24 protein-coding genes are annotated in these 26,057 nt (G+C 33.4%); 14 read left to right on the top strand and 10 right to left on the bottom strand.

Annotated elements, in window-relative coordinates:
- Window positions 1–210: 210 nt before the first annotated feature.
- The 8 genes from Q0856_RS03060 to nirB form a co-directional block, all read right to left on the bottom strand.
- Window positions 211–873 (bottom strand): response regulator, encoded by a 663-nt coding sequence (locus Q0856_RS03060; RefSeq protein ID WP_298474082.1) that lies wholly within the window; start codon window positions 871–873, stop codon window positions 211–213.
- Between the two features lie 316 nt (window positions 874–1,189).
- On the bottom strand, window positions 1,190–2,383 hold the full coding sequence (locus tag Q0856_RS03055; protein ID WP_298502441.1) for an acetate kinase: 1,194 nt from the start codon (window positions 2,381–2,383) through the stop codon (window positions 1,190–1,192).
- A gap of 15 nt (window positions 2,384–2,398) precedes the next feature.
- Window positions 2,399–4,492 (bottom strand): phosphate acetyltransferase, encoded by a 2,094-nt coding sequence (gene pta / locus Q0856_RS03050; RefSeq protein WP_298502438.1) that lies wholly within the window; start codon window positions 4,490–4,492, stop codon window positions 2,399–2,401.
- Between the two features lie 405 nt (window positions 4,493–4,897).
- The gene (locus tag Q0856_RS03045; RefSeq protein WP_298502436.1) at window positions 4,898–5,491 is read right to left on the bottom strand and encodes a bifunctional precorrin-2 dehydrogenase/sirohydrochlorin ferrochelatase; all 594 of its coding nucleotides are present in this window, start codon (window positions 5,489–5,491) and stop codon (window positions 4,898–4,900) included.
- A 3-nt stretch (window positions 5,492–5,494) separates the two neighbouring features.
- Complete coding sequence (locus tag Q0856_RS03040; RefSeq protein ID WP_298502434.1) at window positions 5,495–7,330, bottom strand: type IV pili methyl-accepting chemotaxis transducer N-terminal domain-containing protein; 1,836 nt, start codon at window positions 7,328–7,330, stop codon at window positions 5,495–5,497.
- A 29-nt stretch (window positions 7,331–7,359) separates the two neighbouring features.
- The gene (locus Q0856_RS03035) at window positions 7,360–7,950 is read right to left on the bottom strand and encodes a DUF4202 domain-containing protein (protein ID WP_298502431.1); all 591 of its coding nucleotides are present in this window, start codon (window positions 7,948–7,950) and stop codon (window positions 7,360–7,362) included.
- Between the two features lie 24 nt (window positions 7,951–7,974).
- Window positions 7,975–8,352, bottom strand: a complete 378-nt coding sequence (gene nirD, locus Q0856_RS03030) for a nitrite reductase small subunit NirD (RefSeq protein ID WP_298474067.1) — start codon at window positions 8,350–8,352, stop codon at window positions 7,975–7,977.
- A gap of 30 nt (window positions 8,353–8,382) precedes the next feature.
- A complete protein-coding gene (nirB, locus tag Q0856_RS03025) occupies window positions 8,383–10,899 on the bottom strand; it encodes a nitrite reductase large subunit NirB (RefSeq protein WP_298502428.1) in 2,517 nt (838 codons plus the stop codon).
- A gap of 127 nt (window positions 10,900–11,026) precedes the next feature.
- Between nirB and cobA the strand changes: the two genes are divergently transcribed.
- The 14 genes from cobA to Q0856_RS02955 all read left to right on the top strand — a co-directional run bounded on the left by cobA (window position 11,027) and on the right by Q0856_RS02955 (window position 24,836).
- Window positions 11,027–11,800 carry a uroporphyrinogen-III C-methyltransferase gene (gene cobA, locus Q0856_RS03020; protein WP_298502426.1) on the top strand — a complete coding sequence of 258 codons (774 nt, stop codon included), beginning with the start codon at window positions 11,027–11,029 and terminating at the stop codon, window positions 11,798–11,800.
- A gap of 207 nt (window positions 11,801–12,007) precedes the next feature.
- Window positions 12,008–13,408, top strand: a complete 1,401-nt coding sequence (locus Q0856_RS03015; protein WP_298474057.1) for an MFS transporter — start codon at window positions 12,008–12,010, stop codon at window positions 13,406–13,408.
- Window positions 13,409–13,435: 27 nt separating this feature from the next.
- Window positions 13,436–14,188: a Crp/Fnr family transcriptional regulator gene (locus tag Q0856_RS03010; RefSeq protein WP_298502422.1), complete on the top strand. Its 753-nt coding sequence runs from the start codon at window positions 13,436–13,438 to the stop codon at window positions 14,186–14,188.
- A 253-nt stretch (window positions 14,189–14,441) separates the two neighbouring features.
- Complete coding sequence (locus Q0856_RS03005; protein ID WP_298474051.1) at window positions 14,442–14,855, top strand: globin family protein; 414 nt, start codon at window positions 14,442–14,444, stop codon at window positions 14,853–14,855.
- Window positions 14,856–14,882: 27 nt separating this feature from the next.
- Window positions 14,883–15,713 (top strand): DUF3365 domain-containing protein, encoded by an 831-nt coding sequence (locus Q0856_RS03000; protein WP_298474048.1) that lies wholly within the window; start codon window positions 14,883–14,885, stop codon window positions 15,711–15,713.
- Window positions 15,714–15,757: 44 nt separating this feature from the next.
- A complete protein-coding gene (locus Q0856_RS02995) occupies window positions 15,758–16,237 on the top strand; it encodes a hypothetical protein (protein WP_298502419.1) in 480 nt (159 codons plus the stop codon).
- 8 nt (window positions 16,238–16,245) lie between these two features.
- A complete protein-coding gene (locus Q0856_RS02990) occupies window positions 16,246–17,274 on the top strand; it encodes a ferredoxin--NADP reductase (RefSeq protein ID WP_298502417.1) in 1,029 nt (342 codons plus the stop codon).
- A gap of 5 nt (window positions 17,275–17,279) precedes the next feature.
- Complete coding sequence (locus Q0856_RS02985) at window positions 17,280–17,990, top strand: cytochrome c3 family protein (RefSeq protein ID WP_298474041.1); 711 nt, start codon at window positions 17,280–17,282, stop codon at window positions 17,988–17,990.
- A 258-nt stretch (window positions 17,991–18,248) separates the two neighbouring features.
- Window positions 18,249–19,619: a CmpA/NrtA family ABC transporter substrate-binding protein gene (locus tag Q0856_RS02980; RefSeq protein ID WP_298474039.1), complete on the top strand. Its 1,371-nt coding sequence runs from the start codon at window positions 18,249–18,251 to the stop codon at window positions 19,617–19,619.
- A 25-nt stretch (window positions 19,620–19,644) separates the two neighbouring features.
- Window positions 19,645–20,751, top strand: coding sequence for an ABC transporter permease (locus Q0856_RS02975; RefSeq protein WP_298474036.1), 1,107 nt, complete (start codon window positions 19,645–19,647; stop codon window positions 20,749–20,751).
- A gap of 19 nt (window positions 20,752–20,770) precedes the next feature.
- On the top strand, window positions 20,771–21,598 hold the full coding sequence (locus Q0856_RS02970; RefSeq protein WP_298474033.1) for an ABC transporter ATP-binding protein: 828 nt from the start codon (window positions 20,771–20,773) through the stop codon (window positions 21,596–21,598).
- 19 nt (window positions 21,599–21,617) lie between these two features.
- Window positions 21,618–22,451, top strand: coding sequence for an ABC transporter ATP-binding protein (locus Q0856_RS02965; RefSeq protein ID WP_298474030.1), 834 nt, complete (start codon window positions 21,618–21,620; stop codon window positions 22,449–22,451).
- A 185-nt stretch (window positions 22,452–22,636) separates the two neighbouring features.
- Window positions 22,637–23,917, top strand: a complete 1,281-nt coding sequence (locus Q0856_RS02960; RefSeq protein ID WP_298502414.1) for an alginate export family protein — start codon at window positions 22,637–22,639, stop codon at window positions 23,915–23,917.
- A gap of 244 nt (window positions 23,918–24,161) precedes the next feature.
- A complete protein-coding gene (locus tag Q0856_RS02955) occupies window positions 24,162–24,836 on the top strand; it encodes a response regulator transcription factor (protein ID WP_298502413.1) in 675 nt (224 codons plus the stop codon).
- Window positions 24,837–24,843: 7 nt separating this feature from the next.
- Here Q0856_RS02955 and Q0856_RS02950 read toward each other — a convergent pair whose 3' ends face one another.
- Together Q0856_RS02950 and Q0856_RS02945 are read right to left on the bottom strand one after the other, a co-directional pair.
- On the bottom strand, window positions 24,844–25,599 hold the full coding sequence (locus Q0856_RS02950) for a DUF5995 family protein (RefSeq protein ID WP_298502411.1): 756 nt from the start codon (window positions 25,597–25,599) through the stop codon (window positions 24,844–24,846).
- Window positions 25,600–25,618: 19 nt separating this feature from the next.
- Entirely contained in the window at window positions 25,619–25,990 is a 372-nt protein-coding gene (locus Q0856_RS02945; protein ID WP_298474019.1) for a VOC family protein, read from the bottom strand.
- Between the last annotated feature and the right edge of the window lie 67 nt (window positions 25,991–26,057).

Genomic DNA, 26,057 nt, shown 5'->3' with positions numbered 1-26,057 from the left:
GGTAATAATGGTTACGATATCGTATTTTTATCACTTTTCGGAATTTCTTTATTTGGGGTTTTTCAAAAAACAACTCTAGTTACTACAGAGGTAATTTAATATAATCTGCTTTTACTAAATGGTGTTTATTAGAGATAATCTTAATGAAGTTGGGTGTAAAAAAAGAGGAGAAAGTTGTTCTAGATAATTAGTAATGTAAGGTTGTTTTAACTAAATATATCCTTTTTTTATTGCAGTTTCTATAAGCTCTCTATCCGTGGCGTAATTATTACCAAAATAGGCCTTTATTTTCTTTTTTCTTCTCTCTATGCTGGCAATAGATAGGTGTACGTAATCTGGTAAGTTCTTCATTTTCTCTCCAACGGATAAAAAATATAAAATTTTAATGTCATATATATCTAGAGCAGGGTGTTCTGAGTTTTGAATACTAATGAGCTTTTTAATTTTTGGACTATAATATTCTTTATCGAATAACACATGGTCTATGGCTTCTAACAAAAGCTCTGGCGTTGCTTCTGTCTTTATAATAAAAGCATTTGGTTCTAGATTACTAAGGATACTATATATTCGTTGGGTATCGCTTATAGAACTTAAAACAATAATTTTCGAAGTAATTGTTTTTTTAATTTTAACACCAAGCTCTTCTCCATTTATTAAAGAGTTTTTATTGCTAACAGGTAATCTTATATCTAGAAATATGATATGAAAAAAATTGGGTTCATTTTGTTCTATTAGTTTAAGCGCTTGAGCACTATCATTTGCCTTATGGAATTCAAAAATATACCTATCACTATATTCATTTAATGATAGCTCGTAACCGCGAAGGGTTAGGGGATGGTCATCGACCATTAAAATCTTTAGTATAAGTTTCAAAATAGATGCTCTAGTTTAAAGCCAGAAAGTTTAAGTAACCACACCAAGAAATGTAATATGTAACTTTATTAAAGCGTAATTATTACAGTTCAACGAACGTGACATTAGGTTTAGTATTTAATAAAGTGCAATATAAAAATTACTTATGGAGAAGATTTTATTTTGCGTAGGTAACTTCTTACTAATTAAGAAAAAACGACCTTTTTGGCAAAAAAAGAAGGTAAAACCATCATCTAAAAGTTAAAAATGCGCAAAAATTGTGCAAAAAATAACCTCACTTTTTTAAAAAGTCATAATTAATGTTTTATATAAATCATTAATTCGTTTTTTTTATTAATACATGTGCTTGTTTGGCAATCTCTAATTCTTCGTTAGTCGGAATAATAAAAATTTTCACCTTAGAAGTATTCGTATTAATTTCTTCTAGCTTTTTTGGACGAATATTGTTCTTTTCTATATCTAACTGTATGCCTAAGAAATCCATATTAGAACAAACCATTTTTCGAATGGTATTTGAGTTTTCTCCTATACCAGCTGTAAATACTATAGCATCTAATCCGTTCATAACTGCGACGTATGCTCCTATGTATTTTTTTATTCTATAGGTATTCATTTCCAATGCTAACTGGCAATCTGCGTTGCCATTATTAGCCTCTCTTTCAATATCTCTTAAGTCACTATAACCTGTAAGTCCTATCATGCCACTTTCTTTTAATAGCATTTTATTTACATGTTCCATTGTGTAGCCCAAAGTATCTACTAAATAAAAGATAAGGCTGTGGTCTATATCGCCACTTCTGGTTCCCATGATAAGACCATTGCCTGGTGTAAACCCTAAACTGGTATCTACGCTTTTTCCATTATCTACAGCTGTAATGCTACATCCATTTCCTAAGTGTATGGTAATTATTTTGGAATTTTCTTTCCTTAAAAATGCATTAGCTTCTTCCGAAACATATTTATGACTTGTTCCATGAAAACCGTAGGTTTGAATTCCGTGCTCATCGAAGAGTTTATTAGGAATAGCGTATTTACGAGCTATAATGGGCAGAGTTTGATGAAACGCTGTATCGAAAATCGCTACCTGTTTAGCTTCTGTGAAAATTTGTTCTGCTAAAACAATGCCTTGTAAATTTGCAGGATTATGTAATGGAGCTAGTTTAGAAAGCTCTTCAATTTTTGCTTTTACTTCATCTGTTATTAATGTAGTATCAGAAAAAGTGTTTCCGCCATGTACAACTCTATGACCAACAACAGTAATGTCAGAAGTATTTTTAATAACTCCGTTCTGCTTATCCATTAATAAGTTAGCTACCATTTTAAGCCCATCCTTATGGTTCTTAATTTCGATAATATCTTCTAAAGAAACCTTATCTGTTTTGTATTTTAGTATAGCATCATTTTCTCCGATACGTTCTACAATACCTTGGCATATTACATCTTCAGACGGCATGCGTATTAGTTGGTATTTAATAGAAGAACTACCAGCGTTAAGTATAAAAACATTCATATGGAAAAGAGTTTTTTAAATGCCATTAGATTGAATAGCAGTAATTATTACAGTATTAAAAATATCATCGACAGTACACCCTCGACTTAGGTCATTTACTGGTTTGTTTAATCCTTGCAGCATTGGACCAATGGCCAAAGCTCCAGTTTCTCTTTGCACGGCTTTGTATGTATTGTTACCAGTATTTAAATCAGGGAAAATAAATACGGTTGCTTGGCCGGCAACTTCAGAATCTGGAAGCTTACTTTTTCCAACTTTCATATCTACAGCGGCATCGTATTGTATAGGGCCTTCCACTTTTAAATCTGGTCGTTTTGCTTTTACTATCTCTGTTGCTTTCCTTACTCGGTCTACATCTTCTCCCATTCCAGAAGAACCAGAGGAGTAAGATAACATGGCAATTCTTGGTTCTATGCCAAAAGCAGCACTGGTGGTAGCGGATGAAATGGCAATTTCCGCTAATTCTTCAGCGGTTGGGTTAGGATTTATAGCACAATCTCCAAAAATAGTAACACGGTCTGGAAGACACATAAAAAATACAGAGGATACAATTGGTGCATCTGGTCTAGTTTTTACAAATTGTAAAGCTGGTCTTATAGTATGTTGTGTTGTATGTACCGCCCCAGAAACCATACCATCTGCATGCCCTTTGTAAACCATCATTGTGCCAAAATAGGAAACATCTTCCATTAAATCTCTAGCCATGGTGTGGTTTAAGTTCTTGTGTTTTCTTAACTCATAGAGTGTTTCCACATAATCTTCGAAATGAATAGATAAGGTTGGGTCTTCTATATTTATTTTAGAAAGATCCAGATCTAAATCTAAATTGGTAACTTTTTCTGTTATTTGTTCTTTATTGCCCAAAAGTGTGATGTTAACAACATTAGCATCAATTAATTCTTTTGTTGCTCTTAATACGCGTTCATCTGTGCCTTCTGGTAAAACAATATGCTTTTTGCCTTGTTGCGCTTTTTTAAGTAGGTTATATTGAAACATTCTGGGGGTTATTCCAGTTGCTTCTGCAGTTATAAGTCTTTCCTCTAATTGATTAACAGGAATGTATTTAGAAAAATTTTGAATGGAAGTGGTTATTTTCTGTTCATTTTCTGCATATATTTTTGGTTTTATGGAACCTATCTTATTCGTTATTGCAAAAGTACCTTGGTTTACAGAAATAATAGGAACAACATCAGACAGGCCTTCAATAAGTTTAATTATAGAATCTTCGGGCATTAAGCCACCAGTAAGAACAATACCCGAAACTGTAGGGTAGTTAACAGATAAATTAGCTTGCAATGCGCCTAATATTATATCTGCTCTATCTCCGGGAGTTATAACTAATCCGTCTTCTTTTAAATGCGTAAGATAATTTCTTAGTTGCATGGCGCCTACACCAAAATTTCCAACTTGGTTATTTATATATTTTTCTCCGAAAAGAACCTTACCTTCTAATTGTTCTACAATCTCTTTTATACTTGGATTTCCAAGAACTGGATTAAGGGGAATTACACCAGTTAAAATAGAATCTGGTAATTCCTCTTGTAAAGAAGTGGCAACCACGTCAATATTTTCTGGTTGTACTTTGTTAGCAACTGCCATTAGTACATTAACTCCATTTTCTTTAAAAGAGTCGTACGCTAAATTAAGGTTTCCTAATAATTCTTTTAAAGTTTTACCAACACCACTGGAAACTAGTATAGTAGGTATTCCTAAGTTTTTTGCGGTTAAGACGTTAATATCCCATTCTATGATTGCTCCTTCGCCGGTAAAATCTGTTCCTTCTACTAGAACAAAATCGAATTTTTCTTCTAGAGATTTGTATTTTTTAATAATAGTATCTAGAACTTCATCTTCTTTATTCTGGTTGTTTTTTTCAACAACCTCACTTCTTGTAAAAGCAAAAGAGTCCTTGTACTCTATTGGTAAATTAAAGTATGATAAAATGGTGTTTATATGATTGTCTTTTTCTCCAGCAGCGTGGTCATTGATAATAGGTCTAAAATAACCTACTTTGGCAGCTTTTCCCAATAACATATGCATTAGGCCGATAGAAATTAAAGATTTTCCGCTATTTGGTTCTGTTGTGGCAATATATATTGCTTTACTCATTTTTTAGTATTTACCTTTTAAATAGTTTGTTGAAGTTACAAGTTTATCGTCAGATTTTAGAATAATGTGTTTAGTGTTGCTATTGTTTTATTTACGGGAAACTAAATAGAGCCATCACATACATATCTATATTAAAAATATTAAACTCGTTTTTTATAATGCAGCAAAAGTAAATCTGGAATTACATTCCTTTTATGACATATGTCAGTTTTTAGAATTCACCTGTAGTTATTTGAAAACGATGTAGTATATATAAAGAATGATTGTTTTCCTTTCTTCCGTTGTTAAATAGGTATATTTATTTGTAAAATCTTTAGAAATTAGCCTTAAAATTATGATTACCTTACCTAGAGATATTTTGTTGAGAATTTTGTTATTCTGGACTATATTTCTTTTGCACTTGTTTTAGTTATTATCCTTAGCTTTTTTACTAACTAATCCTTTTGTAAATTCATTTAGCGTTTCTACTTTTTCTTCAAAATCACCTTTGATGGTTTTTCTAAATTCGTTGAGGTTTTTTACTAAATCATCAATATTTTCTGGGATAACATCTTCAAAGAATTGCCTTAGCCTTTTCGCCGTAGTAGGAGATTTTCCATTAGTAGAAATAGCCACTTTTACATTTCCTTTTGTAACTATTCCACCCATATAAAAATCACAAAAAGGAGGGTTGTCTGCAACATTTACAAGTGTGTTTCTTTTTCTGCAATCATGATATACTTGTTCATTTACCTCAACATTATCTGTGGTGGCAATAACCATATGTTTTCCTTCTAAATACTGCTCAGAATACGCATCATGAATTATTGTAACGTTGTGCTTTTTAGCAAGGTTTAAGGTCTCTTCTAAAAAATCTATGGATACCATTTCTACTTGTGCATTGGGGCTAGACTTTAATAAAAAGGTTAGTTTCTCTAAACCTACATTACCACCGCCAACAACCAAGATATTAAGTTGTGAAACTTTTAAAAAAATGGGGTATAATTCGTTTCGTTCCATAGATTATTCTTTATCAGTATTATAATTTATAGTTACCCTTGTGCCTTCTTCTGGAATAGAATTTATAAATAGACGTCCGTTAATATAACTTATTCTTTCTTTCATAAAAAATAACCCCATTCCGCCTTCACTAGAGTTTTTTGGAGCCTCTTTTAATATGGCAGGGTTAAAGCCTTTACCATCATCATCAATAACCACACTAAGAATATTATCTGTATAGTTAATGGTCAGTAGAATATAATTGGATTCTGCATATTTTATGGCATTATTAATAGCTTCTTGTGTTACACGATAAATATTGGTTTCTGCAAGAGAATCAAATCTAAGATTATTTTCTACTTTACTATCGAACAAAATATTTTTCCCCGTTAATTTAGATAGCTCGGAAGTCATTTTTTGTAAAGCGGGTAATATTCCGTGGTCGCTAAGCTCTGGAGGAGTTAAGTTAAATGTAGCTGTACGTACCCCTTTTATTAGGTCTCTAGTGAGCTCTTTTAGATAAGCTATTTTTTCTATGGTTTTATCCTTGTTCTCAATGTCTATAGACTCTATGTTAAACTTTAATGCTGTAAGCATTTGTCCAATACCGTCATGTATATCTTTAGCAATACGCTTGCGTTCTTCTTCTTGCCCTTCTACTATTTGGCTAGCTTGTCTTTTCTTTTGCAGAATTTTTTCTTCGAACTTTTCTTTTGTCAACTTATCAACTTGTAAGGCATGTTTTTTACGTTCAGTAATATCGGAACATAAGATTAAGATACTCTGTTGTTGACTAGATTGGTGCATTGGAACAATGGACATTGCCAACCAAATGGTTTTATTTTCTCTCGTAGTTATTGCTATTTCTTCATTACGAATACTATTACGTCTGTTTCCTTTTAATATTTCTGCTAAATATTTTTGTTGTCCTCCGTCTTTTGTTAAAACTTCTTGTAATGGTTTTTTTAAATCCTTTGAGGTGCTGTTTAATAGTTGTATAAATTTTTTGCTAATAAATACAATGCTTCCATCTTCTCTTGCACTTGCAAATAATGCCGCATTGTCAATTACAAAATTAAGTTCTTGTAATTCCTGTAATGATTTTTCTTTCTCGGAGTATAGTTCCTTAATCTTTTTGGCCGTCTCATCCGATTCTGATTTGTGTTTAATTAACTTAGAAATGGTATTTCTTATTTGAAGAGAAAGGGGTTTAAAAATAAACAAGATTTCTAATACCAGTATCAATAAAGAAAAAGCCAACAATAAATATTCTTTGTTTTTAAGGTTTTGAAGATCTCTTTTGCTTTGTTGGTCATATGCATTTACGATGGCATCCATTTGCACAAGGAAAATACGTTCGTTGTACAATAAAATAGAGCTGTTTTCTCTGTATTCACTTGTTGTAAAATAGTTTAACTCTCCTGTTTTTTTAAGGATGTTGTTTACTGCTGTTACCATAGTAGTATGGTGGGGTGTAATTTTATGAAAGAGTTCCTTTATTTCTACATTGTTTTTTGGAAAAAGCCCCATGGAATCATTGCCAAATTGTAGTGCATCATGAGAAGTGGTCCATTTGGATAATGCTTTTTTAATTTCTGTATGGAGGGTTTGCCCCTCATGGGTATTCTTACTATCCTTAAGTAGAAGAATTTCCTTTACTAATTTTTGACTTAGAGCACGTTGCCTACCTGCAACATTGATGATTCTAAAATCATCTAACTGATTGTTCAGGTGGTTTTGAATTAAAACTTGAGCAAGAATTATGGTGATTGCAATTCCGGCTAGAGCAAACAAGTACCATTTTCGAATCCTTTGAAAGGCTTCGATATCTAATGGTCGTTGAGATTTGTCCTTGCTCATTTTTTAGGGTTAACCCTTACGTATATATCTTATTGGCTTAAAGCTTTTGTAACTAATTGCAAAGAAGAATCCGATAAAGGTAGTTTTAATGCTGCTTCATGTCCTTTGTTAGACATTTTTCGCCATGTTTTTTGTAAAATGTCTATTAGCTTTTCTTCGGTATATTTTGTAGCAAATGGCTCAAAATAGAACTCTAGGAACACTAGGCAAATAACATCTTCTAGTGTCTGCGTTTCTTGGTTTTTTTTAAGTTGCTTTTTTTCTAAAAGAAAAGCAACTTGTTCTATAATCTCTGTATCGTAGTCTATTTCTTTTAAAATATTCGTTGCTTTTATAGCATGATGTTTTTTTAAATCTTGTCTCCATTTTAAATACCCGGTACGATTCATTTCATAAGAATCTCGGGCTATCTCCCATCTGCATATGTGTTGGCAACGAGCTGTTAGTTGTAAAGCTTCCGAAGCATTAGGAGAAAATGCATTTAATTTATCGGTCATTCTTTTCGCATAAAGAACTTCTTTAGCGTAAGTTTTTCCTTGATAGGTTTCTTTATTTGGATCTTTTTCGTTGGCCGCATCAAAAAGAGAAAAAGCCTTTTGTAATTTATTTAGAGTTGCCATATAGTTTTGGGATTAGCGTCAAAGCTATTCAGAAAAACCAATATACACAAAATCATCTTCTATTTTTACAGGATAAGTTGCAATTGGCTCTAAATCCCCATTTAAGTTTTCTCCATTTTCAAGAGAGAAAGTTTTTTTGTGCAATGGGCAGGCTACTTTTGGAATACCGTTATGATCCCCAATCATTCCTCTGCTAAGAACCATTTCTTGTTTTTCTGGGGATAAATTTTGACAGGCGTACCATTTTTGTAATCTATCAAAATTGAATACAGCAATTTGTAAGTCTTTATATTTAACACAAGCCCCACCATCCTTAGGGAAAGAAGAAGTGTGCGCTGCTTTAAACCAAACCTGCACATCTTCAGGTTTGGTAGTTTTATATTTTTTTAGAATTTCTTGCATACTGTTTAGTTTAAAAAATTAACACTTTTTTTAGTTCCAAGGTTCTGGCATTTTTTGATCTCGCATTGGAACAAAAACTAAATTGTCATCCTCTTCTTCACTATTTACGAAGTGATTAAAACGCTTCATTTTTTCTGGATCATTAACAGCTTGTGTCCATTCGCACTCAAATCTGTTGACTAATGTTTCCATTTCTTGTTCTAAATCGGCTACTATACCTAGTTTATCATCAATAATTACTTCCTTTAAATAATCAAGGCCACCTTCTAATCTTTCTTGCCATGCCGCCGTACGTTGTAATGGTTTCGCAGTACGCATGTAAAACATTAGATAACGGTCCAGATATTTAATTACAGTTTCATTATCTATCTGTTCTGCGAATAACTCTGCATGACGTGGCGTTGCTCCACCATTTCCACCAAGGTATAAGTTCCATCCACCTTCAACAGCGATTAAACCAAAATCTTTTCCACGAGCTTCTGCACATTCACGGATACAACCAGAGACTCCCCCTTTTATTTTATGTGGTGCGCGGATTCCTCTATATCTGTTTTCGAGTTCAATACCAAAACTTATACTTTCGTCCATTCCGTAACGACACCAAGTAGAACCGACACAGGTTTTTACGGTACGTAAAGATTTGCCATAAGCATGTCCACTTTCAAAGCCGTGAGAAATGAGTTCTTTCCATATTAGAGGTAATTGGTTTAGGGTAGCACCAAATAAATCTATACGAACACCACCAGTAACCTTAGTATATAAATCATATTTTTTCGCAATTTCGCCAAGAGCTATTAATTTATCTGGTGTAATTTCTCCACCTGGAATACGGGGCACTACAGAATAGGTGCCATTTCTTTGAATATTGGCTAAATATCTATCGTTTGAATCTTGAATAGCGTATTCTTTATTGGCGGTATCTGCATGAATAGTAGCCATTAAGGATGCTACAAGGGGTTTACATAATTCACAACCGTGTCCACCGTTTCCATGATTATCTAATACTTCATTAAAACTAGTGTATTCTTTTACTTGAATGATTTGATATAAATCTTGTCTACTTAAATCAAAGTGTTCGCAAACACCTTCTTTAACTTCGATACCTAAAGATTTTAAGGTGGCTTCGGTAAGGTCTTTAACCATTGGTTTACAACCTCCGCAACCTGTACCAGCTTTTGTACAGCTTACTACACCAGCTAAGTCTGTGGCCTCACCACTTTCTATGGCGCCACAAATTTGTCCTTTGGTAACACTTTCACAAGAACATACTTGGGCTTCGTCTGGTAAATCCATTACATCGCCAAAAGACGCACCACCATCACCAGCTGGTAATATTAATTGTGCAGGGTCTTCTGGGATTGCCATTTCATTTAGAAACATTTGATGCAACATACTGTAATCGGAAGCATCGCCAACCAAAATTCCACCTAATAGTTTTTTGCCGTCTAGGCTTACATTTATTCTTTTATATAAGTGTTGCGTTTTGTTTTCGAAAATTACAGAATGCCCTTTAGATGCTGGCATAAATGGCTCCCCAAAACTAGCCACATCTACACCAATTAGTTTTAATTTGGTAGACATATCTATAGTGCTAGCCATTAAAGAATTAGTATCTCCTAAAATTTGACTTGCGGCTACTTCCGCCATGTCGTAACCTGGAGCAACTAATCCGTAAATCATCTGATTGTAAAGAGCAACCTCTCCAATGGCGTATATGCTTTCGTCAGATGTTTGCATTTGATTATTAACTACAATACCGCCACGAACCCCCATTTCTAAATCACAGGTTTTTCCAAGTTCATCTCTAGGTCGAATACCAGCTGAAACAACTAACATTTCAACATCAAGAATATCGTCCTCTCCGAATTCCATTCCGGTAATAGCATCTTCTCCTAGGATTTGATTAGTAGCTTTACTTAAATGTATATTTAATCCTATAGACTCTAATTTTAATTGCAGAACTTGGCTGCTTCTAGAGTCTAATTGTCTAGGCATAAGTTTAGGCGCAAATTCTACAATATGCGGTTCTAACCCCATATCCATAACTGCTTTTCCAGCCTCCAAGCCTAATAAACCTCCTCCAAGAACTGCAGCTCTAGCACCAGGATTTTTTTCTTTTAATTTAGCGGCATAATCTAGCATGCCTTCTAAATCTTCTATTGTTCTGTATACAAACACCCCTTTCTTTTCTACCCCTTTAATAGGAGGCACAAATGCTGAGGAACCTGTAGCAAGCACTAAATAATCGTATGAAAATTCACGATTTTTTGCTGTGGTTATTTTTTTGCTAGATCTATGTATATCAGAAACGCGTTCATCTATAATTAACTCAATGTTATTTTCAGCATACCATTCAGCAGGAGCCATTTCTAAAGCTTTTGCATCTTGGTTTTCAAAGAATTCGCTTAAATGCACTCTGTCATATGCAGGTCTTGGTTCTTCACCAAAAACAATCAGTTTAAAATTTTTACTTCCTTCTTTCGCTACAAATTTTTCGCAAAACTTATAACCTACCATTCCATTTCCAACAACTATTACGGTTTTCATACGTACTGTTTTTGTTATTACGATACAAAAATACGTACTATTACGTATTTTATATGTGTTTTTATCAAAATAAACACGTAGTTTTGTTGTCGAATTCATAATAGTTTGTCCTAAAAAATTAGAAATCATGAGTGTAGACCTTAGCCCAAGAGTAACTTTAGTAGGAGCAGGCCCCGGTAGCAGTGACCTTATTACACGTAGAGGTTTTAATGTTTTACAATCTGCGGATGTTATATTATACGATGCTTTAATTAGCGAAGAATTATTGGGAGAGGTAGATGATACTATTCCCAAAATCTACGTAGGAAAAAGGTGTAGCTCTCATTCTTTAGTTCAAAAAGATATTAATGCTTTAATAGTTGAAAAGGCATATGAATATGGCCATGTAGTGCGATTAAAAGGGGGGGATCCTTTTGTTTTTGGGCGAGCTAGTGAGGAAATAGAGTATGCTGAAAATTTTGGAATTCCTGTGGCTGTAGTTCCAGGGATTACTAGTGCAGTTGCTGTTCCACAGAGTCAAGGAATTCCAGTAACAAAACGAGGTGTGAGCAGTAGTTTCTGGGTTATGACTGCAACTAAAAAGGATGGTTCTTTTTCAGAAGATTTACGTTTAGCAGCACAATCATCTGCTACTATGGTAATATTAATGGGAGTTCGTAAGTTTTTGGAGATTGCAGAGGTAATAGCCAAGTACAGAGGAAGGTCTACTCCAATAGCACTGATTCAGAATGGTACTCTATCTAACGAATCTTTTATTCTTGGGACTTTAAAAGATGTCTCAGAAAAGTATAGAGGTATAGATATCTCGCAACCAGGTATAATAGTAGTTGGTGATGTAGTATCCGAACATCCTTCTTTTTTTGAGGAAGAATTGCAACGTGTTTTACATACGTATATATAGTATAACTTTCACATATTGCAGTTATCCGTTTTCTTGGAATTATCATGCATATTACAATTTTTGCCTAATGCTTTTTTTAATATTATAATTTTTATACTCCCTTTTTTGTTTTTTCGTAAATCGTTTTCTTTTTTTCTTTTTTACACTTATTTAATAAGTATTAATACGTAGTTTTGAATTTATAATCTAAGTATGTAATTGCGTATCATGGAAAATTCAACATCTAAAAAAGCCACAAAATTAGAGTTACTTAACTTTAAAAGTATTTCAACAAGAACCTTTTGGATAACTTCTATAGCATTTTTCTTATGCTTTTTCTCTTGGTTTGGGATAGTACCCTTTATGCCCGATGTTGTTAGAGATTTGGGATTAACACCAGAGCAAAAATGGAATTCTATTATTCTGGCTGTTTCTGGAACTGTATTTGCAAGATTGGCAATAGGTAAACTTTGTGATAAATATGGGCCACGTTTATGTTATACTTGGATGCTAATAGTTGGATCTATACCCGTTATACTTATAGGGTTTGTACAAACTCCAGAGCAATTTTTAATCTGTAGACTTTTTATTGGTTTTATAGGGGCGTCTTTTGTAATCACTCAGGTCCATACCTCTATAATGTATGCTTCTAATGTCGTTGGTACCGCTAATGCAACATCAGCAGGTTGGGGTAATCTTGGCGGGGGAGCTAATAGATTGGGTATGCCTATTATTGCTGCTGCAGTTGTTAGTATGGGAATTGCAGAAGCTGAGAATGCTTGGAGATATTCCATGATAATAGCTGGTTCAATTTGTTTTTTAATGGGGATTGTGTACTACTTTTTTACGCAAGATACTCCGAATGGAAATTTTAAAGAGCTTAAAGAAAGCGGAGAATTACCAACTAATAAAAAAGATGAAATTGGTTTTTTAGAGGTGCTAAAAGATTATAGAGTTTGGATATTGTTTTTGGTATATGCAGCTTGTTTTGGAATGGAACTTACTGTTTATGGTACCATGGATGATTATTTGCAAAATAGATTTGGACTTAGTAGAACTTTTGCAGGGAACTTAGTTTTATCTTTTGCTTTGATGAATATTTTCGCAAGAACCTTAGGGGGTTATTTCGGAGATATGTTTGGAAAAAGTAAAGGGTTAAAAGGTAGAGTATTATTCTTAGCTGCAATTCTTGCTGTAGAAGGAATTGTGCTATCTACTTTTTCTACAGCAACTAGTCTGGCAGTAGGAATGGTGTTTTTAATTGCTTTTAGTTTAAGTGTACAAATGGCAGAAGGGGCAACATTTTCCGTAGTGCCTTTCATTAATAAGAAGGCCATTGGATCTATATCTGGTATAGTTGGGGCTGGAGGTAATGTAGGAGCTTTTATTGCAGCGATGGTTTTAAAATCTAAATCGGCAGTAGCAGAGAGTGCAGCTATAGCTTCCAATAGTCAGCTAGGGGAGCAAGCAGTAAAATCAGCACAAATGGCGGCATCTGCAACTGCAGTTTCAAGTGGTTATTTTATTATTGGTGGATTTGTGGTTCTTGCAGCAGCTTTAGTATTGACTATTAAATTTGCTCCAGCGACGGAGGAAGCTTCAGAATTGGCTTTAAATGTAGATAAATAATTGTTGGAAGAAAAAATACCTTAGAAAATGCAGTATAATACCCAAAGAGAACACAGAGTACAAAAGAAATCTATGTCTGGTATTTCTTGTCATACTTGTGAAAATTTAGGGTGTTTGATGAAAAAAAATATTGCTTCCGATGTAGTTTCTGAGTTTACTCATGAAAAAACAGATTTAAATTGTAAAAAAGGGCAGCAGTTTATTATGGAGGGCGCTCCTGTAAATGGTCTTTTCTTTATTTTAAAGGGAAAAGTAAAGGTCTTTAGAACGGGGATTAATGGTAGAGAGCAAATCGTAAGGTTTGCAAAAGAAGGCGAAATTATTGGACATAGGGGTTTTGGTACTGCCGAGTACTATTCCATTTCGGCAATAGCCCTAGAGGATACTATTTTGTGCTACTTTTCAAAAAACTTATTGCAAAAGGTGTTAAAGAAGGATGCTAAATTTACTTATGATTTAATGCTTTTTTATGCCAATGAATTAAATAAAAGCGAGGCTAAAGTAAAATCTATATCGCAAATGACAGTAAGAGAAAGAGTAATTGATACTCTTTTGTACGTGATTAGAAAATTTGGACAAGTTAATGGGGTAATAAATATTTTTTTAAGTAGAAAGGAATATGCCGATTATGCGGGAACTACTGAAGAACAAGTTATACGTGTTTTATCTGCTTTGAAAAAAGAAAATTTAATTATTGCAAAAGGAAAGCGCATTGGTATTCCGGATATTAATTTGCTTAAAAAGGAAATATCCGAGCATAATTTTTATTTAGACACTTAGTAGTGTTTGTTGTTAGTTAGTTGTTTATTTTATTTTCAAACATTACGAAAAGCTGCATACGTGCAGCTTTTTTTATGCTATAAAACAGTTTTTCTCCTATATTTTATCATCTCATTTAGTGTGCAAAAAACTGGCTTTGCACTGTCTTTAATCATAATTAATATCATTCCTAGGATATAAATTTGTCTTCAGTAAAACTACGTAAAAGTAGCTTTCAATATACGTATTAACCATCAAAACTAAAACTCTTATTATGGAACAAAAAACAATTACACTTGTTCAAGAATCTTTTGAAAAAGTAAAACCAATAGCTTCTACAGCAGCCGAAATATTTTATAAAAAATTGTTTGAATTAGATCCTGCTTTAAAACCTTTATTTCCATCGAATACAGAGGCAATGGCTTCTCAAGGTAATAAGTTAATGACTATGTTGGGTAGTGCAGTGGCCGGTTTAAGTAATCTCGAAATGTTAGTTCCTGTATTAGAAAATCTTGGAAAAAAACATGTAGAATATAAAGTAGAGCCGTCGCATTATAATACGGTTGGTGCGGCATTGTTAGATACTCTTTCCGTTGGATTGGGGGATGATTTTACTCCAGATGTCAAGGACGCTTGGACAGCTGTATATGGAACCATGTCCGATGTAATGATTAAAGCTTCTTATTAATTGGTGTTAATATTAAAAAATGTAACTATGAAGAGAATTGAAGAAAATCCCCTGTTAATAATTGCCGTCTTGTTATTCAGTTTTATGCTTTTGCAGAGTTGTGGAGGTGTTCCAGAAGAATCTACAAAAGAAATGAGCTCTAATAATGTGTTTTCTGTTTCTGAAGTGTTAGAAATGGTGTCTAAAGAAAATGATGTTACTAGAACATTGTATACAAAAGCTATTGTTGGAAAAGGAAAAGCGCAGGGTATGAAATTTGATGAAGACTGGAGAAAAGATGACGTAGAGGCAGGCCCACTTCCTGCATTATTTTTAAGAGGTGTAGCCACAAGTATAAAAAAAGGACCAGTACCGCTAGGATTATATTTAGGTTCAGATTTTCCTGTAAATGCGGCTAATAAATTCGAAGGAAAACAAGCAGACCTTTTTAAGAAAATAAAAAAGGACCAGGAACCGCAATTTTTTTATGATGAAGATCAAGAGTTGCATACAGCAATGTTTGCAGATTTAGCAAGTGCAGCAGCCTGTGTTACTTGCCATAATAAGCATCCCCAAACTACAAAAGACGACTGGGTACTGGGAGATGTAATGGGGGCTACAACATGGCAATATCCTAAAGATTCTTTGTCTTATAAAGAAACTGTAGATGTGTTAAATTCATATGCAAAAGGAACAGTAGATATCTATGTGCAGTACTTAGAGGAAATTAAAGCTTTTAAAGAAAGTGAAAAACCAAGTATAGGCGACAAATGGCCAGCAGAAGGTAAATACTTGCCTACACCTGAAGTTTTTCTAGATAGTGTAAGGAAATTGTCTTCTTATGAAACCATGAAAAAATTAATCGCAGCGAAAGACTAATTATTTTCATCTCTTAATTTATAATCTAAAAAGCAATTGTATTAGTGAAAATCAAAAATTACACTACTACTTTAGGGGTGGTATTGTTAGCGGCATACTTTGTTCAATATTTTTTGAAAATAGAGTGGTTGGCATTGCAGGAACTTCAGTTACAGGAAAATTACAAAAGATGGTCTGGTTTAGGAGTGGCGTTACTGATTGTATTTCAGTGGTTGCTAACCCTAAGTAGAGTGGTAAAGAAATTCCGCCAAAGTGCTATGAAAATGGTAGTACTTCATAAATGGATGGGAGCTTTAAGTCCTGTGCTTTTTTATATTCATAGCACAAAACTTGGATTCGGTTATTTGGCACTTCTTTCTTATTTATTTTTTGCAAATGCTTTATTGGGTTATATAAATCTAGATGTTATAAAAAGTAAAGGTGATTTGTTATTTAAGGGATGGATGATTTTTCACGTGGCATTTTCAATTATTATTTCCATTTTAATGTGTTTTCATATTACTATGGTGTTTTATTATAAATAATCTTAAGAATGAAGCTATTAGTAAAAGATATTATAAAGGAAACTGCAGATGCAGTAACGGTTTGTTTTAAAAATGGAAGTTTTTTTAAAAAGTTATCCTATAAGCCGGGTCAGTTTATGACAATTCATGTTCCTGTAGAGAACGTTATTCATAAAAGAGCATATTCTTTTAGTAGTAACCCTTTTACAGATAAAGATTTAAGAATAACAATTAAAAGGGTAGACCAAGGTCTTATTTCAAATTATATACATGATTATTTAAAAGTTGGAGATAAATTAATTGTAGATCAGCCTACTGGTAGTTTTTTTGTTGAACCTAGTAAAAATAAAGAAAAACAGTACGTTTTTTTTGCTGGAGGAAGTGGTATAACTCCAATTTTTTCGATTATAAAATCAGTTTTAGTAAAAGAGTCAAATTCTAAAATCGTTTTGGTGTATGCCAATCAAAATTTCGAAGGAATAATTTTTAGAGAAGAAATAGAAAGGTTAGAAAAAGAGTATCAAAATTCCTTTAATGTAGAGCATGTTCTTTCGGAGAATAATCAGGAAAAACCAAATTACCATTCAGGACTTCTTACAGAAAAAGTGTTACTGGCTATTATGAATAAGCATAATTTAATATTAGGAGCTTGTAATTATATGATTTGTGGGCCTTTCGGTTATATGGAATGTGTAAAAAGTATTTTGTTAGACAATGCTGTTGCGCTTTCTAAAATTAAAGTAGAAGTCTTTAAAAGCCCAAAATTAACAGTAGTAGGAGAGAATGAAGAATGTAATGTAGAGATTAACTTTAATAAGGAATCTTATAAAATTAAAGTTCCAAAAAACAAGTCGATTTTGCAAATTGCTATGGCAAACAATATTGCGTTACCCTACTCATGTAGATCAGGTATGTGTTCCACTTGTAAGGCATCATGTTCTCAGGGCAATATTGTAATGACGGAAGGGCATTTTATGCCTCAAAAAGAAGTAGATCAGGGGCAAATATTAACTTGTATTAGTTATCCTGCAAGTGAGAATGTGGTAATTAATTTATAGAAGGTATGTTTAAAACTAGCCCGTTACGTAAAAGGCAACTTTATGGAGGTATCATAGGATTGGCTATTGGTGTTTTAGCGATAGTTTTTTTTAATTTAAAATCTTCAGAAGAATATATTTCTTTAGGTCCAATGAATGCGGGGCATGATGATTTATCTTGTGTTACATGCCATGCAGATGCAAAAGGAAATTTAGCACAACAATTACAATCTAATGTAGAATTCGCGATTGGACTTAGAGAAAAAAGTGTTGATTTTGGAACCCAAGATGTTACAGTTAAAAATTGCTTAGAATGTCACGATAGGCCAAACGATAGGCATCCGCCGCATCGATTTTCAGAACCAAGATTTAAAAAAGCAATAAAAAAGATTGATGCAACAACTTGTATTACATGCCATTCGGAACATAATGGAGAACGTGTTACTGTTGCTTCATTAAATTATTGCATGAATTGTCATAGAGATTTAGAAGTAGAAGATGACCCGATAGACGTACCTCATATTAGACTAATAGCAAATGAGCAATGGTCCACCTGTATACAATGTCATGATTTTCATGGGAATCATGCCTATGAAGTTCCTGTTAAACTCAATGACACTATACCAATGGCAGTCATTCGAGATTATCTAAACGGGGGTAGGGACCCTTATGGAGATAGCAAAAAACATATAGGACTGTCGGAACCAGAATGGATAAAATTAAAGCTACAAGATTAAAAATTTAGATCGTATTTATTTTTTTAGATAGTTAGTATGTTTCATTTTTCAACAAAAACCAAGTAGTAATACTTGGTTTTTTTATGCATCTAGTAATTTGATAACTAGTTATTTATAGGTTTTTTATGTGTTTTTGCAGTTTTTAGTATGTATTAAAAAGAGGTTTAATCCTATTGTATTTCATAGAAAGTAAAGAGTAGTACTTATACATTTGTTTAAAAATAAGTACTAATACGTAGAAATTTTAAATTATTAAATATGAGAACAATTTTGAAAAAAGCTTCCATTATGTTATTTGCTCTGCTAATAGCTTCTTGCGGAGGTAAAACTAAAAAAGCTACTACTGAAGCAACAGAAGAAGCAAAAGTTGCAACTCTAGAAATAGAAAAGCCACAATTAACTTTCGGATTTATAAAATTAACCGATATGGCTCCTTTGGCGATTGCTAAAGAAAAAGGCTTTTTTGAAGAGGAAGGACTTTTTGTTTCTGTAGAAGCACAATCGAACTGGAAAAATATTTTAGATCGTGTAATAGATGGTCAATTAGATGGTTCGCATATGCTAGCAGGGCAACCAATTGCAGCAGGTGCAGGTTTTGGTAGACAGGCGGAATTAGTAACTCCTTTTTCTATGGATTTGAATGGAAATGGTATAACAGTATCCAATGATGTTTGGTCCAAAATGAAAGTCAATGTGCCTAAAGGGGCAGATGGAAAACCAGTTCACCCAATTAAAGCGGATGCTTTAAAACCTGTGATATCAGAATACAAAAACTCAGGAAAAGCTTTTAAAATGGGTATGGTATTTCCTGTATCAACACACAATTATGAAATACGCTATTGGTTGGCAGCAGCCGGTATTCATCCAGGAATGTATACAAAAGATAATGTACAAGGGCAGATAGATGCAGAAGTATTATTGTCTGTTACTCCACCACCACAAATGCCGGCAACCTTAGAAGCAGGAACTATTTATGGGTATTGCGTAGGAGAGCCATGGAACCAACAAGCAGTATTTAAAGGGATTGGAGTACCAGTAGTAACCAACTATGATATCTGGAAAAACAATCCAGAAAAAGTATTTGTAATGACCAAACAGTTTGTAGAAGAAAATCCTAACACTGCCATAGCTGTAACTAAAGCACTTATCAGAGCTGGTAAATGGTTAGATGAGCCAAGCAATAGAGCAGAAGCTGTAAAAATATTATCTATGTCGCAATACGTAGGGGCAGATGAAGCAGTTTTGGCTAACTCTATGACAGGAACTTTTGAGTTCGAAAAAGGAGATAAGCGTTCTATGCCAGATTTTAATGTATTCTATAAGTATAATGCTACTTATCCATTTTATTCAGATGGTACTTGGTTTTTAACACAAATGAGACGTTGGGGGCAAATTCCAGAAGCAAAACCTGTAGAATGGTATGCTAAAACCATAAAAGACATTTATAGACCAGATATCTGGGAAAAAGCAGCAAAATTATTAGTGGCAGAAGGTCATATTCCAGCAGCGGATATACCAGTAACAGACGGGTATAAACCTGCTACAACAGATTTTATAGATGGCACTAAGTTCGATGCAAAAGATCCAATAGGATATATCAATAGTTTTTCTATAGGGAATAAAGATTAATACTAATGTGTTAAAAAAAAGTACAATGAAGCAAAGTATCACTTTAAATAAAGTAACGCAGTTAATGGGTTTTGGTTTTTTAAAACCCATTACAGCGCTGTTTACAGGAAAACCTCAAAAAGAAGATATAGTTAACTTTTTAAAAAAGATTGTAGTACCATTATTATCTATCCTGTTGTTTTTAGGAGTTTGGCAAGGTGGTTCTACAGCTCTTTTTAATAAAGAAGCAAATTTTAAAATTGAAAAAGCTCTAGCGGATCAAGGTCAGGCCGCAGCAGATGAGATGAAAGCATGTATTGCTTCCGGTGAAGTTAGTTGTCAGCCTAATACATTACCATCTCCTTCGCAAGTATGGGTTTCTTTTAAGACGTTACTAGAAGATCATAAAGTTATTACTGCAGATAAATTGGCATTTAAGCAAAAAACTGCTGTGATGAATGAGAAACGTGTTGCGGCGGGGAAAGACCCAATAACTTATACAGGGCGTCCTTCTTTTGTAGATCAAATAATAACAAGTCTTAAAACTGTTTTTGCAGGATTTGTCTTAGCATTATTAATAGCAGTACCAATAGGTATAGTAATAGGGTTAAGCGAAACGTTACGAAGTTCTTTTAATTGGCTTATTCAAATATTTAAACCAGTATCCCCTGTAGTGTGGTTATTGTTAGTTTTTATGATTGTAAAAACACTAACAAAGGACTCTAACTCAGACAGTGCATTTATAATTTCTTTTATAAGTGTAGGGCTGTGTTCTATGTGGGCAACTCTAGTAAATACGGCAATGGGGGTTTCATCCGTGGATAAAGATTATATAAATGTTGCAAAGGTTCTAAAATTAGGACCAATGCAAAAAGTGTTTAAAGTTATATTACCTTCCTCGTTGCCGTTAATTTTCACAGGACTTCGTATTACGCTTTCTGTAGCATGGATGGTACTTATTGCTATTGAGTTATTAGCACAAAGCCCAGGTTTAGGGTCCTTTGTTTGGGAAGAATTTCAGAATGGAGCAATAGACTCTAACTCTAAGATTATTGTAGCGATGTTTATCATAGGAATTATTGGATTCTTATTAGACCGAATAATGCTTACCATCCAAAATATGGTATCCTTTAATAAAAACGAAGGAGTTTAATTCCAAAAATCGAAAAACTATGGCGTATTTAGAATTAAAGAATGTATGCAAAACTTATGGAGATACAGAGGTGCTATCTAATATTAATTTAACGATAGAAGAAGGGGAATTTGTAGCTATAGTTGGGTTTACAGGGAGTGGAAAAACAACCTTAGTAAATTTAATTAATGGCCTAATTAAACCTACGAGTGGCGAGGTTTTGTTTAAAGGACAACCCGTAACAGATACTAGTCATGAACGAGGTGTTATTTTTCAGAATTACTCTTTATTACCTTGGTTAACGGTGGGCCAAAATGTTTTTATGGCTGTTAAAGAAGCCTTTCCAAAAGAAAATAAAACTGTATTACAGCAGCGCGTAGCAGAATATGTAGAAATGGTAAGTTTAACTCCTGCGATTAATAAAAGACCTAAAGAATTGTCTGGGGGTATGCGGCAACGAGTTGCAGTGGCTAGGGCTTTAGCTATGAATCCAGAGATGATAATTATGGATGAACCTTTGGGGGCTTTAGATGCTTTAACTAGAGGGAATTTACAAGATGAAATTTTAAAAATATGGTCTAAAGATAAGCGTACAGCACTTCTTATTACGAATGATGTAGATGAAGGTATTTATATGGCTGATCGTATTATTCCTTTAAAACCAGGCCCAAAAGCAACATTAGGGCCAGAATTTAAGATAAACATTGATAGACCAAGAGATAAAACAGCTCTGAATGATAACGATACGTATAAAGAAACACGTAATGCAATTATAGAGTACTTAATGGATATTGGGGAACAGAGAAAGTCAGTTTCACAGGAGACTTATGTGCTGCCAGAAGTGAGCCCTAAAAGTTTTGTCGCTTAATTAATATTAAAAAGAAAGCATGAGTACAGCAACTATAAATACAAAAGGAGCGGATACAATAACGGAAAACGGGATTCAATATCCTTCAAAGGTTATGTTAGATTTACACAATCTTAAAAAAGTATATCCGACACCAAAGGGAGATTATGTAGTGTTAGAAGATTTAAATCTTCAGATAATGAAGGAGGAATTTGTGACTATTATTGGTCATTCTGGTTGTGGAAAAACTACCATGCTTTCCATGATAGCTGGTTTAAATCCAATTTCTGGAGGAAACATAGCTGTATTAGGAAACCCTGTAAAAGGTCCTGGACCAGATAGAGGAGTAATTTTTCAAGCGCCCAGTCTTATGCCTTGGATGACTGCTTTAGAGAATGTTATGCTTGGTGTAAATCAAGTTTTTCCTCATGCCTCGAAAAAGGAACGTTCTGATATAGCAAAGTACTATTTGCATAAAGTAGGTTTAGAAGGGTCTTTTGATAAAAAAGCAATAGCCCTTTCACAAGGGATGCAGCAACGTGTTGGTATTGCAAGAGCATTTGCTATAAAACCAAAAGTATTGCTCTTAGATGAGCCTTTTGGAATGCTAGATTCTTTAACACGTGGTGAATTACAAGATATACTTATTGAAATCTGGAATAAAGAAAAGATTACCGCAGTGATGATAACACATGATGTAGATGAGGCTATTTTCTTGGCAGATAGAGTAGTTATGATGACTAGTGGTCCAAGAGCAAAAATTGGAGATATTTTGAATATAGATTTTGAAAGACCAAGAACTCGTAAATCGGTTTTAGAGCATAACGATTATTACACCTATAGAAAACACTTAATAGATTTTTTAGAACACTAATAAAACAAGTATAAAATAACCTAAAAAAAGAAAATAGAAACAAAAAAAAGTGTTTTAGTAATGCCTAATAAAGGTGTAAACAAACATGACAAGTATCATAAAAGCAAGGAAATAAATAAAATATTTTTACCCCTTAATTAAAAAGGACTTTCGGGTCTTACATTTATCACATCAAACAAACTATTATGAAAAAGCAACTTTTAATTTTAACATTAGCCTTATTTAGTATTCATTTAGGGTACTCTCAATTTACCCTAGATGGTGAACTTCGTCCAAGAACAGAATATAGAAATGGTTTCGGTTCTATAATACCAGATGCTGCAGAACCTGGTTTTGGTATTTCAACAAGAATACGTTTAAATACAGGCTATAAAACCGACGCATATACTTTATACATGAGTTTGCAAGATATTATGGTTTGGGGAGAGAACAGACAGATTTTACCGTTTGACCAGAATAACTCATTTGCAGTATTCCAAGCATGGGCAGAACTTAATCTTGGTACTGGTTGGTCTACTAAACTTGGGCGTCAAGTATTATCTTATGATGACCAACGTATATTAGGAGGTTTAGATTGGGCACAACAAGGTCGTAACCATGATGCAGCAATGCTTAAGTATAAAAAAGGAAAATTTATTTTTGATTTTGCTTATGCATTTAATCAAAGTAACCAACAACCAACAGGATTTCAATCTGTAGGAAACACCTATGATGTTACTGGGTTTTTCTCGTATAAAACTATGCAAATGGCATATTTAAAACAATCTTGGGATAAATTTTCAGGAAGCTTATTGTTAATGAATAATGGATTCCAGAATTTCGATGCAACAACAAGTGATCAAGATGGAATAAGTAATTTGCAAACCATAGGAACACACTTAGGCTATAAAGCAGGAAAGTTTGGTGCCGCGGCTAATGCATTTATTCAAACGGGAGAGCGTCAAGGAGAAGTTAAAGTTAAAGGAGCTTACTTATTAGGATTAGATGTAACTTATAAAACATCAGACAAAGTAACCTTAGGCGCGGGTCTAGAGATTATAAGTGGAAATGATGCTGATGCAGGAGAAACGGGCGCTTTTTTTCCATTATATGGTACCAACCACAAGTTTAATGGGTTTATGGATTATTTCTACGTAGGGAACCATGCAAATTCTGTTGGTTTGTTTGATGTTCATGCAAGTGCAAAGTTTAAATTAGGAAAAACATCTAGTTTATTAGTAAAAGCATTAAACTTTAGTGGAGAACAAGAATTACCAAGTGGAGAAAAAGCTTTAGGAACAGAAATAGATTTAGTTTTTTCTAAGAAGTTTAAAGGGTATGGTTTAAGTATAGGGTATTCTCAATTATTTGCTAGTGATGGTATGTACGAGCTTAAGGGAGTAACAAAAGCTAATGCAGCAGATAGCCAGAACTGGGCTTGGGCAATGTTAACAATTAAGCCTAAATTCTTAAATACAGCTAAATAAAATTATTTATACATCTTTGCTTCGATGTAGGACTGCCGCAACATATCTTATTTTTTGTTGCGGCGGTTTTTTTATTCTTTTTAGTGAATTTAATATCCTAATATTTTTATTAAAATAGTGAAATTGTTTCTTTTTAATGGTTCGCAAATCTTTCTTGAGCTTGTTTTACAGCAAGTTATTAGAATAATTTCTAAAACTACGTACTCCTGTTAATTTTAATATATTTGTACGTATAAATAACTGCATGTCTTCAACAAAAATACGTATTGTTTTAGCTGATGATCATTCTTTAGTAAGAGATGGTATAAGGGCTTTATTAGAATCGGAATCTAATTTAATTGTAATAGGAGAAGCCTCTAATGGGGAAGAAGCTATTGCTATGGTTAAGGATTTAAAACCAGATTTACTTATCATAGATATACGTATGCCTGTAATGAACGGTATAGAAGCTGTGGCAGAATTAAATGCTCAAGGAATATTAATTAATAGTATAATCCTTTCTATGCACGATTCTGAAGAATATATTTTAAAATCGGTAAGCGCTGGGGCCAAAGGTTATTTGCTTAAAGATACCGGAAAAGAAGAATTTTTAAAAGCTATACATACCGTGCAAGAAGGGGGTAAATATTTTAGCGGAGCAATATCAAATGTTCTTGTAAATAATTTACTAAATCCTTCTAAAGAAGCAAACGAAGAATCTATTAAAAAAGAAGAAAAAGAAATTCCATTTAATCTTACTAATAAAGAGCTAAAAGTATTGGGGTTGGTTTTATCTGGTTTAACTAATAAAGAAATTTCAGAAAAGCTTCAAAATAGTAAACGTACCGTAGAAACGCATCGTTTTAATTTAATGCGTAAAATGCAAGTAAAAAACTTAATTGAGCTTTCGAAAAAAGCGCAAGAGAATAATTTGTTTTAACGGATTATTAGTTTTCTTTTAATTTAGTAATAATTTTACCCACATTTTTTTCTTCAAAAAAGCGAATAAACTTTAAACCGGTTCGTATTAGAAAGGATTTTGGATCTTTTATTATAATGCTTAGTGCTACAACAACATCGTCAATATCTTTTATTGCATCTTTCTTTTCTGTTACAGGTATAGAATGTAAGAAAGAAGCGCTATGCCAAGATTGTTCTCTAGCTTTACGCATGCTAAAATCTATTATTTTTTCATCGGATTTTAGGCCAACAACATCTAATAAAAAAAGTAGGGGAGACACTCTTCCTAAACGTTTTTGCATTTCATTAGTAATCTGAAAGAGAACAGTATTTACGGCATTAAAATCTTTTTCAATGCCTTTAATTTCTTTGCCTTTCATCGTTTCGCTAGTAGCAATACCTAAATCCAGATTTATATGCGCATTAATACCTAGCATTATATGTTGTAAGATAGTTAGTGGTTCTTCTTTGCAACGAAAAGAAAACTCCCAGCATTGACTTACAGGTTTTCCATTTTTAAAATCGTGATAGGCTTTTAAATATAGATTTGCAAAAGCAACATCCATTTGTTCTAATTGTGCATTATTTTCAAAATTGCCCAGTTCTACTTCCTTTAATATTTCAGCAGTAGTTCTCCTATAAATATATGCGAATAACCCTAAACGATCATTGGTAGCTATAGAGTGTTCTATTATAAGGTCTAGTTCTACTAGTACCTCTGATATTGTAGTAGGTTTTGGCATGCTTTATATTTAATCTGTACTATATATGTTGGTCAAACAAAATGGGATTGCCGTCTGGATCGGTGATTATAAAGCTAGCAGGACCACTCGTATTTTCATGAATTTCATTGGGGATAGAAATTCCGTTTTCTTTAATTTTATTTTGAATATCTCTAATGTCGGTATACGAAGATGGCTTTTGAGCATTTTCATCCCAGCCAGGGTTAAAAGTAATTATGTTTTTATCAAACATTCCTTGAAAAAGCCCAATTAGAGAATTGTTACTTTTCATAATAAGATATTTTTTATCCAAATCTCCAGCGAATACAGAAAATCCGATATTCTGGTAAAACGCTTTAGATAGTTCCAAATCTTTGACTGTAAGGCTAATTGAAAATGCTCCTAGTTTCATAACAATTGACTTTAATAATTCGTTAGGTTCTTTTTTGGGGGAAGAATATGTAATGGAAAGTTAAGAA

The sequence above is a fragment of the uncultured Maribacter sp. genome, from assembly GCF_947496775.1.
Lineage (GTDB): Bacteria > Bacteroidota > Bacteroidia > Flavobacteriales > Flavobacteriaceae > Maribacter_B.
Note: the sequence above shows the minus strand (reverse complement) of the source record. Positions and strands in the feature narration are given on the sequence as shown.

Excerpts from the sequence above, each read along its gene's own strand:
- Q0856_RS03055 (WP_298502441.1), bottom strand. The coding sequence starts at position 2,383 with ATGAATGTTTTTATACTTAACGCTGGTAGTTCTTCTATTAAATACCAA.
- pta (WP_298502438.1), bottom strand. The coding sequence starts at position 4,492 with ATGAGTAAAGCAATATATATTGCCACAACAGAACCAAATAGCGGAAAA.
- Q0856_RS03045 (WP_298502436.1), bottom strand. The coding sequence starts at position 5,491 with ATGGAACGAAACGAATTATACCCCATTTTTTTAAAAGTTTCACAACTT.
- Q0856_RS03040 (WP_298502434.1), bottom strand. The coding sequence starts at position 7,330 with ATGAGCAAGGACAAATCTCAACGACCATTAGATATCGAAGCCTTTCAA.
- Q0856_RS03035 (WP_298502431.1), bottom strand. The coding sequence starts at position 7,950 with ATGGCAACTCTAAATAAATTACAAAAGGCTTTTTCTCTTTTTGATGCG.
- nirD (WP_298474067.1), bottom strand. The coding sequence starts at position 8,352 with ATGCAAGAAATTCTAAAAAAATATAAAACTACCAAACCTGAAGATGTG.
- nirB (WP_298502428.1), bottom strand. The coding sequence starts at position 10,899 with ATGAAAACCGTAATAGTTGTTGGAAATGGAATGGTAGGTTATAAGTTT.
- cobA (WP_298502426.1), top strand. The coding sequence starts at position 11,027 with ATGAGTGTAGACCTTAGCCCAAGAGTAACTTTAGTAGGAGCAGGCCCC.
- Q0856_RS03015 (WP_298474057.1), top strand. The coding sequence starts at position 12,008 with ATGGAAAATTCAACATCTAAAAAAGCCACAAAATTAGAGTTACTTAAC.
- Q0856_RS03010 (WP_298502422.1), top strand. The coding sequence starts at position 13,436 with ATGCAGTATAATACCCAAAGAGAACACAGAGTACAAAAGAAATCTATG.
- Q0856_RS03005 (WP_298474051.1), top strand. The coding sequence starts at position 14,442 with ATGGAACAAAAAACAATTACACTTGTTCAAGAATCTTTTGAAAAAGTA.
- Q0856_RS03000 (WP_298474048.1), top strand. The coding sequence starts at position 14,883 with ATGAAGAGAATTGAAGAAAATCCCCTGTTAATAATTGCCGTCTTGTTA.
- Q0856_RS02990 (WP_298502417.1), top strand. The coding sequence starts at position 16,246 with ATGAAGCTATTAGTAAAAGATATTATAAAGGAAACTGCAGATGCAGTA.
- Q0856_RS02985 (WP_298474041.1), top strand. The coding sequence starts at position 17,280 with ATGTTTAAAACTAGCCCGTTACGTAAAAGGCAACTTTATGGAGGTATC.
- Q0856_RS02980 (WP_298474039.1), top strand. The coding sequence starts at position 18,249 with ATGAGAACAATTTTGAAAAAAGCTTCCATTATGTTATTTGCTCTGCTA.
- Q0856_RS02975 (WP_298474036.1), top strand. The coding sequence starts at position 19,645 with ATGAAGCAAAGTATCACTTTAAATAAAGTAACGCAGTTAATGGGTTTT.
- Q0856_RS02970 (WP_298474033.1), top strand. The coding sequence starts at position 20,771 with ATGGCGTATTTAGAATTAAAGAATGTATGCAAAACTTATGGAGATACA.
- Q0856_RS02965 (WP_298474030.1), top strand. The coding sequence starts at position 21,618 with ATGAGTACAGCAACTATAAATACAAAAGGAGCGGATACAATAACGGAA.
- Q0856_RS02960 (WP_298502414.1), top strand. The coding sequence starts at position 22,637 with ATGAAAAAGCAACTTTTAATTTTAACATTAGCCTTATTTAGTATTCAT.
- Q0856_RS02955 (WP_298502413.1), top strand. The coding sequence starts at position 24,162 with ATGTCTTCAACAAAAATACGTATTGTTTTAGCTGATGATCATTCTTTA.
- Q0856_RS02950 (WP_298502411.1), bottom strand. The coding sequence starts at position 25,599 with ATGCCAAAACCTACTACAATATCAGAGGTACTAGTAGAACTAGACCTT.
- Q0856_RS02945 (WP_298474019.1), bottom strand. The coding sequence starts at position 25,990 with ATGAAACTAGGAGCATTTTCAATTAGCCTTACAGTCAAAGATTTGGAA.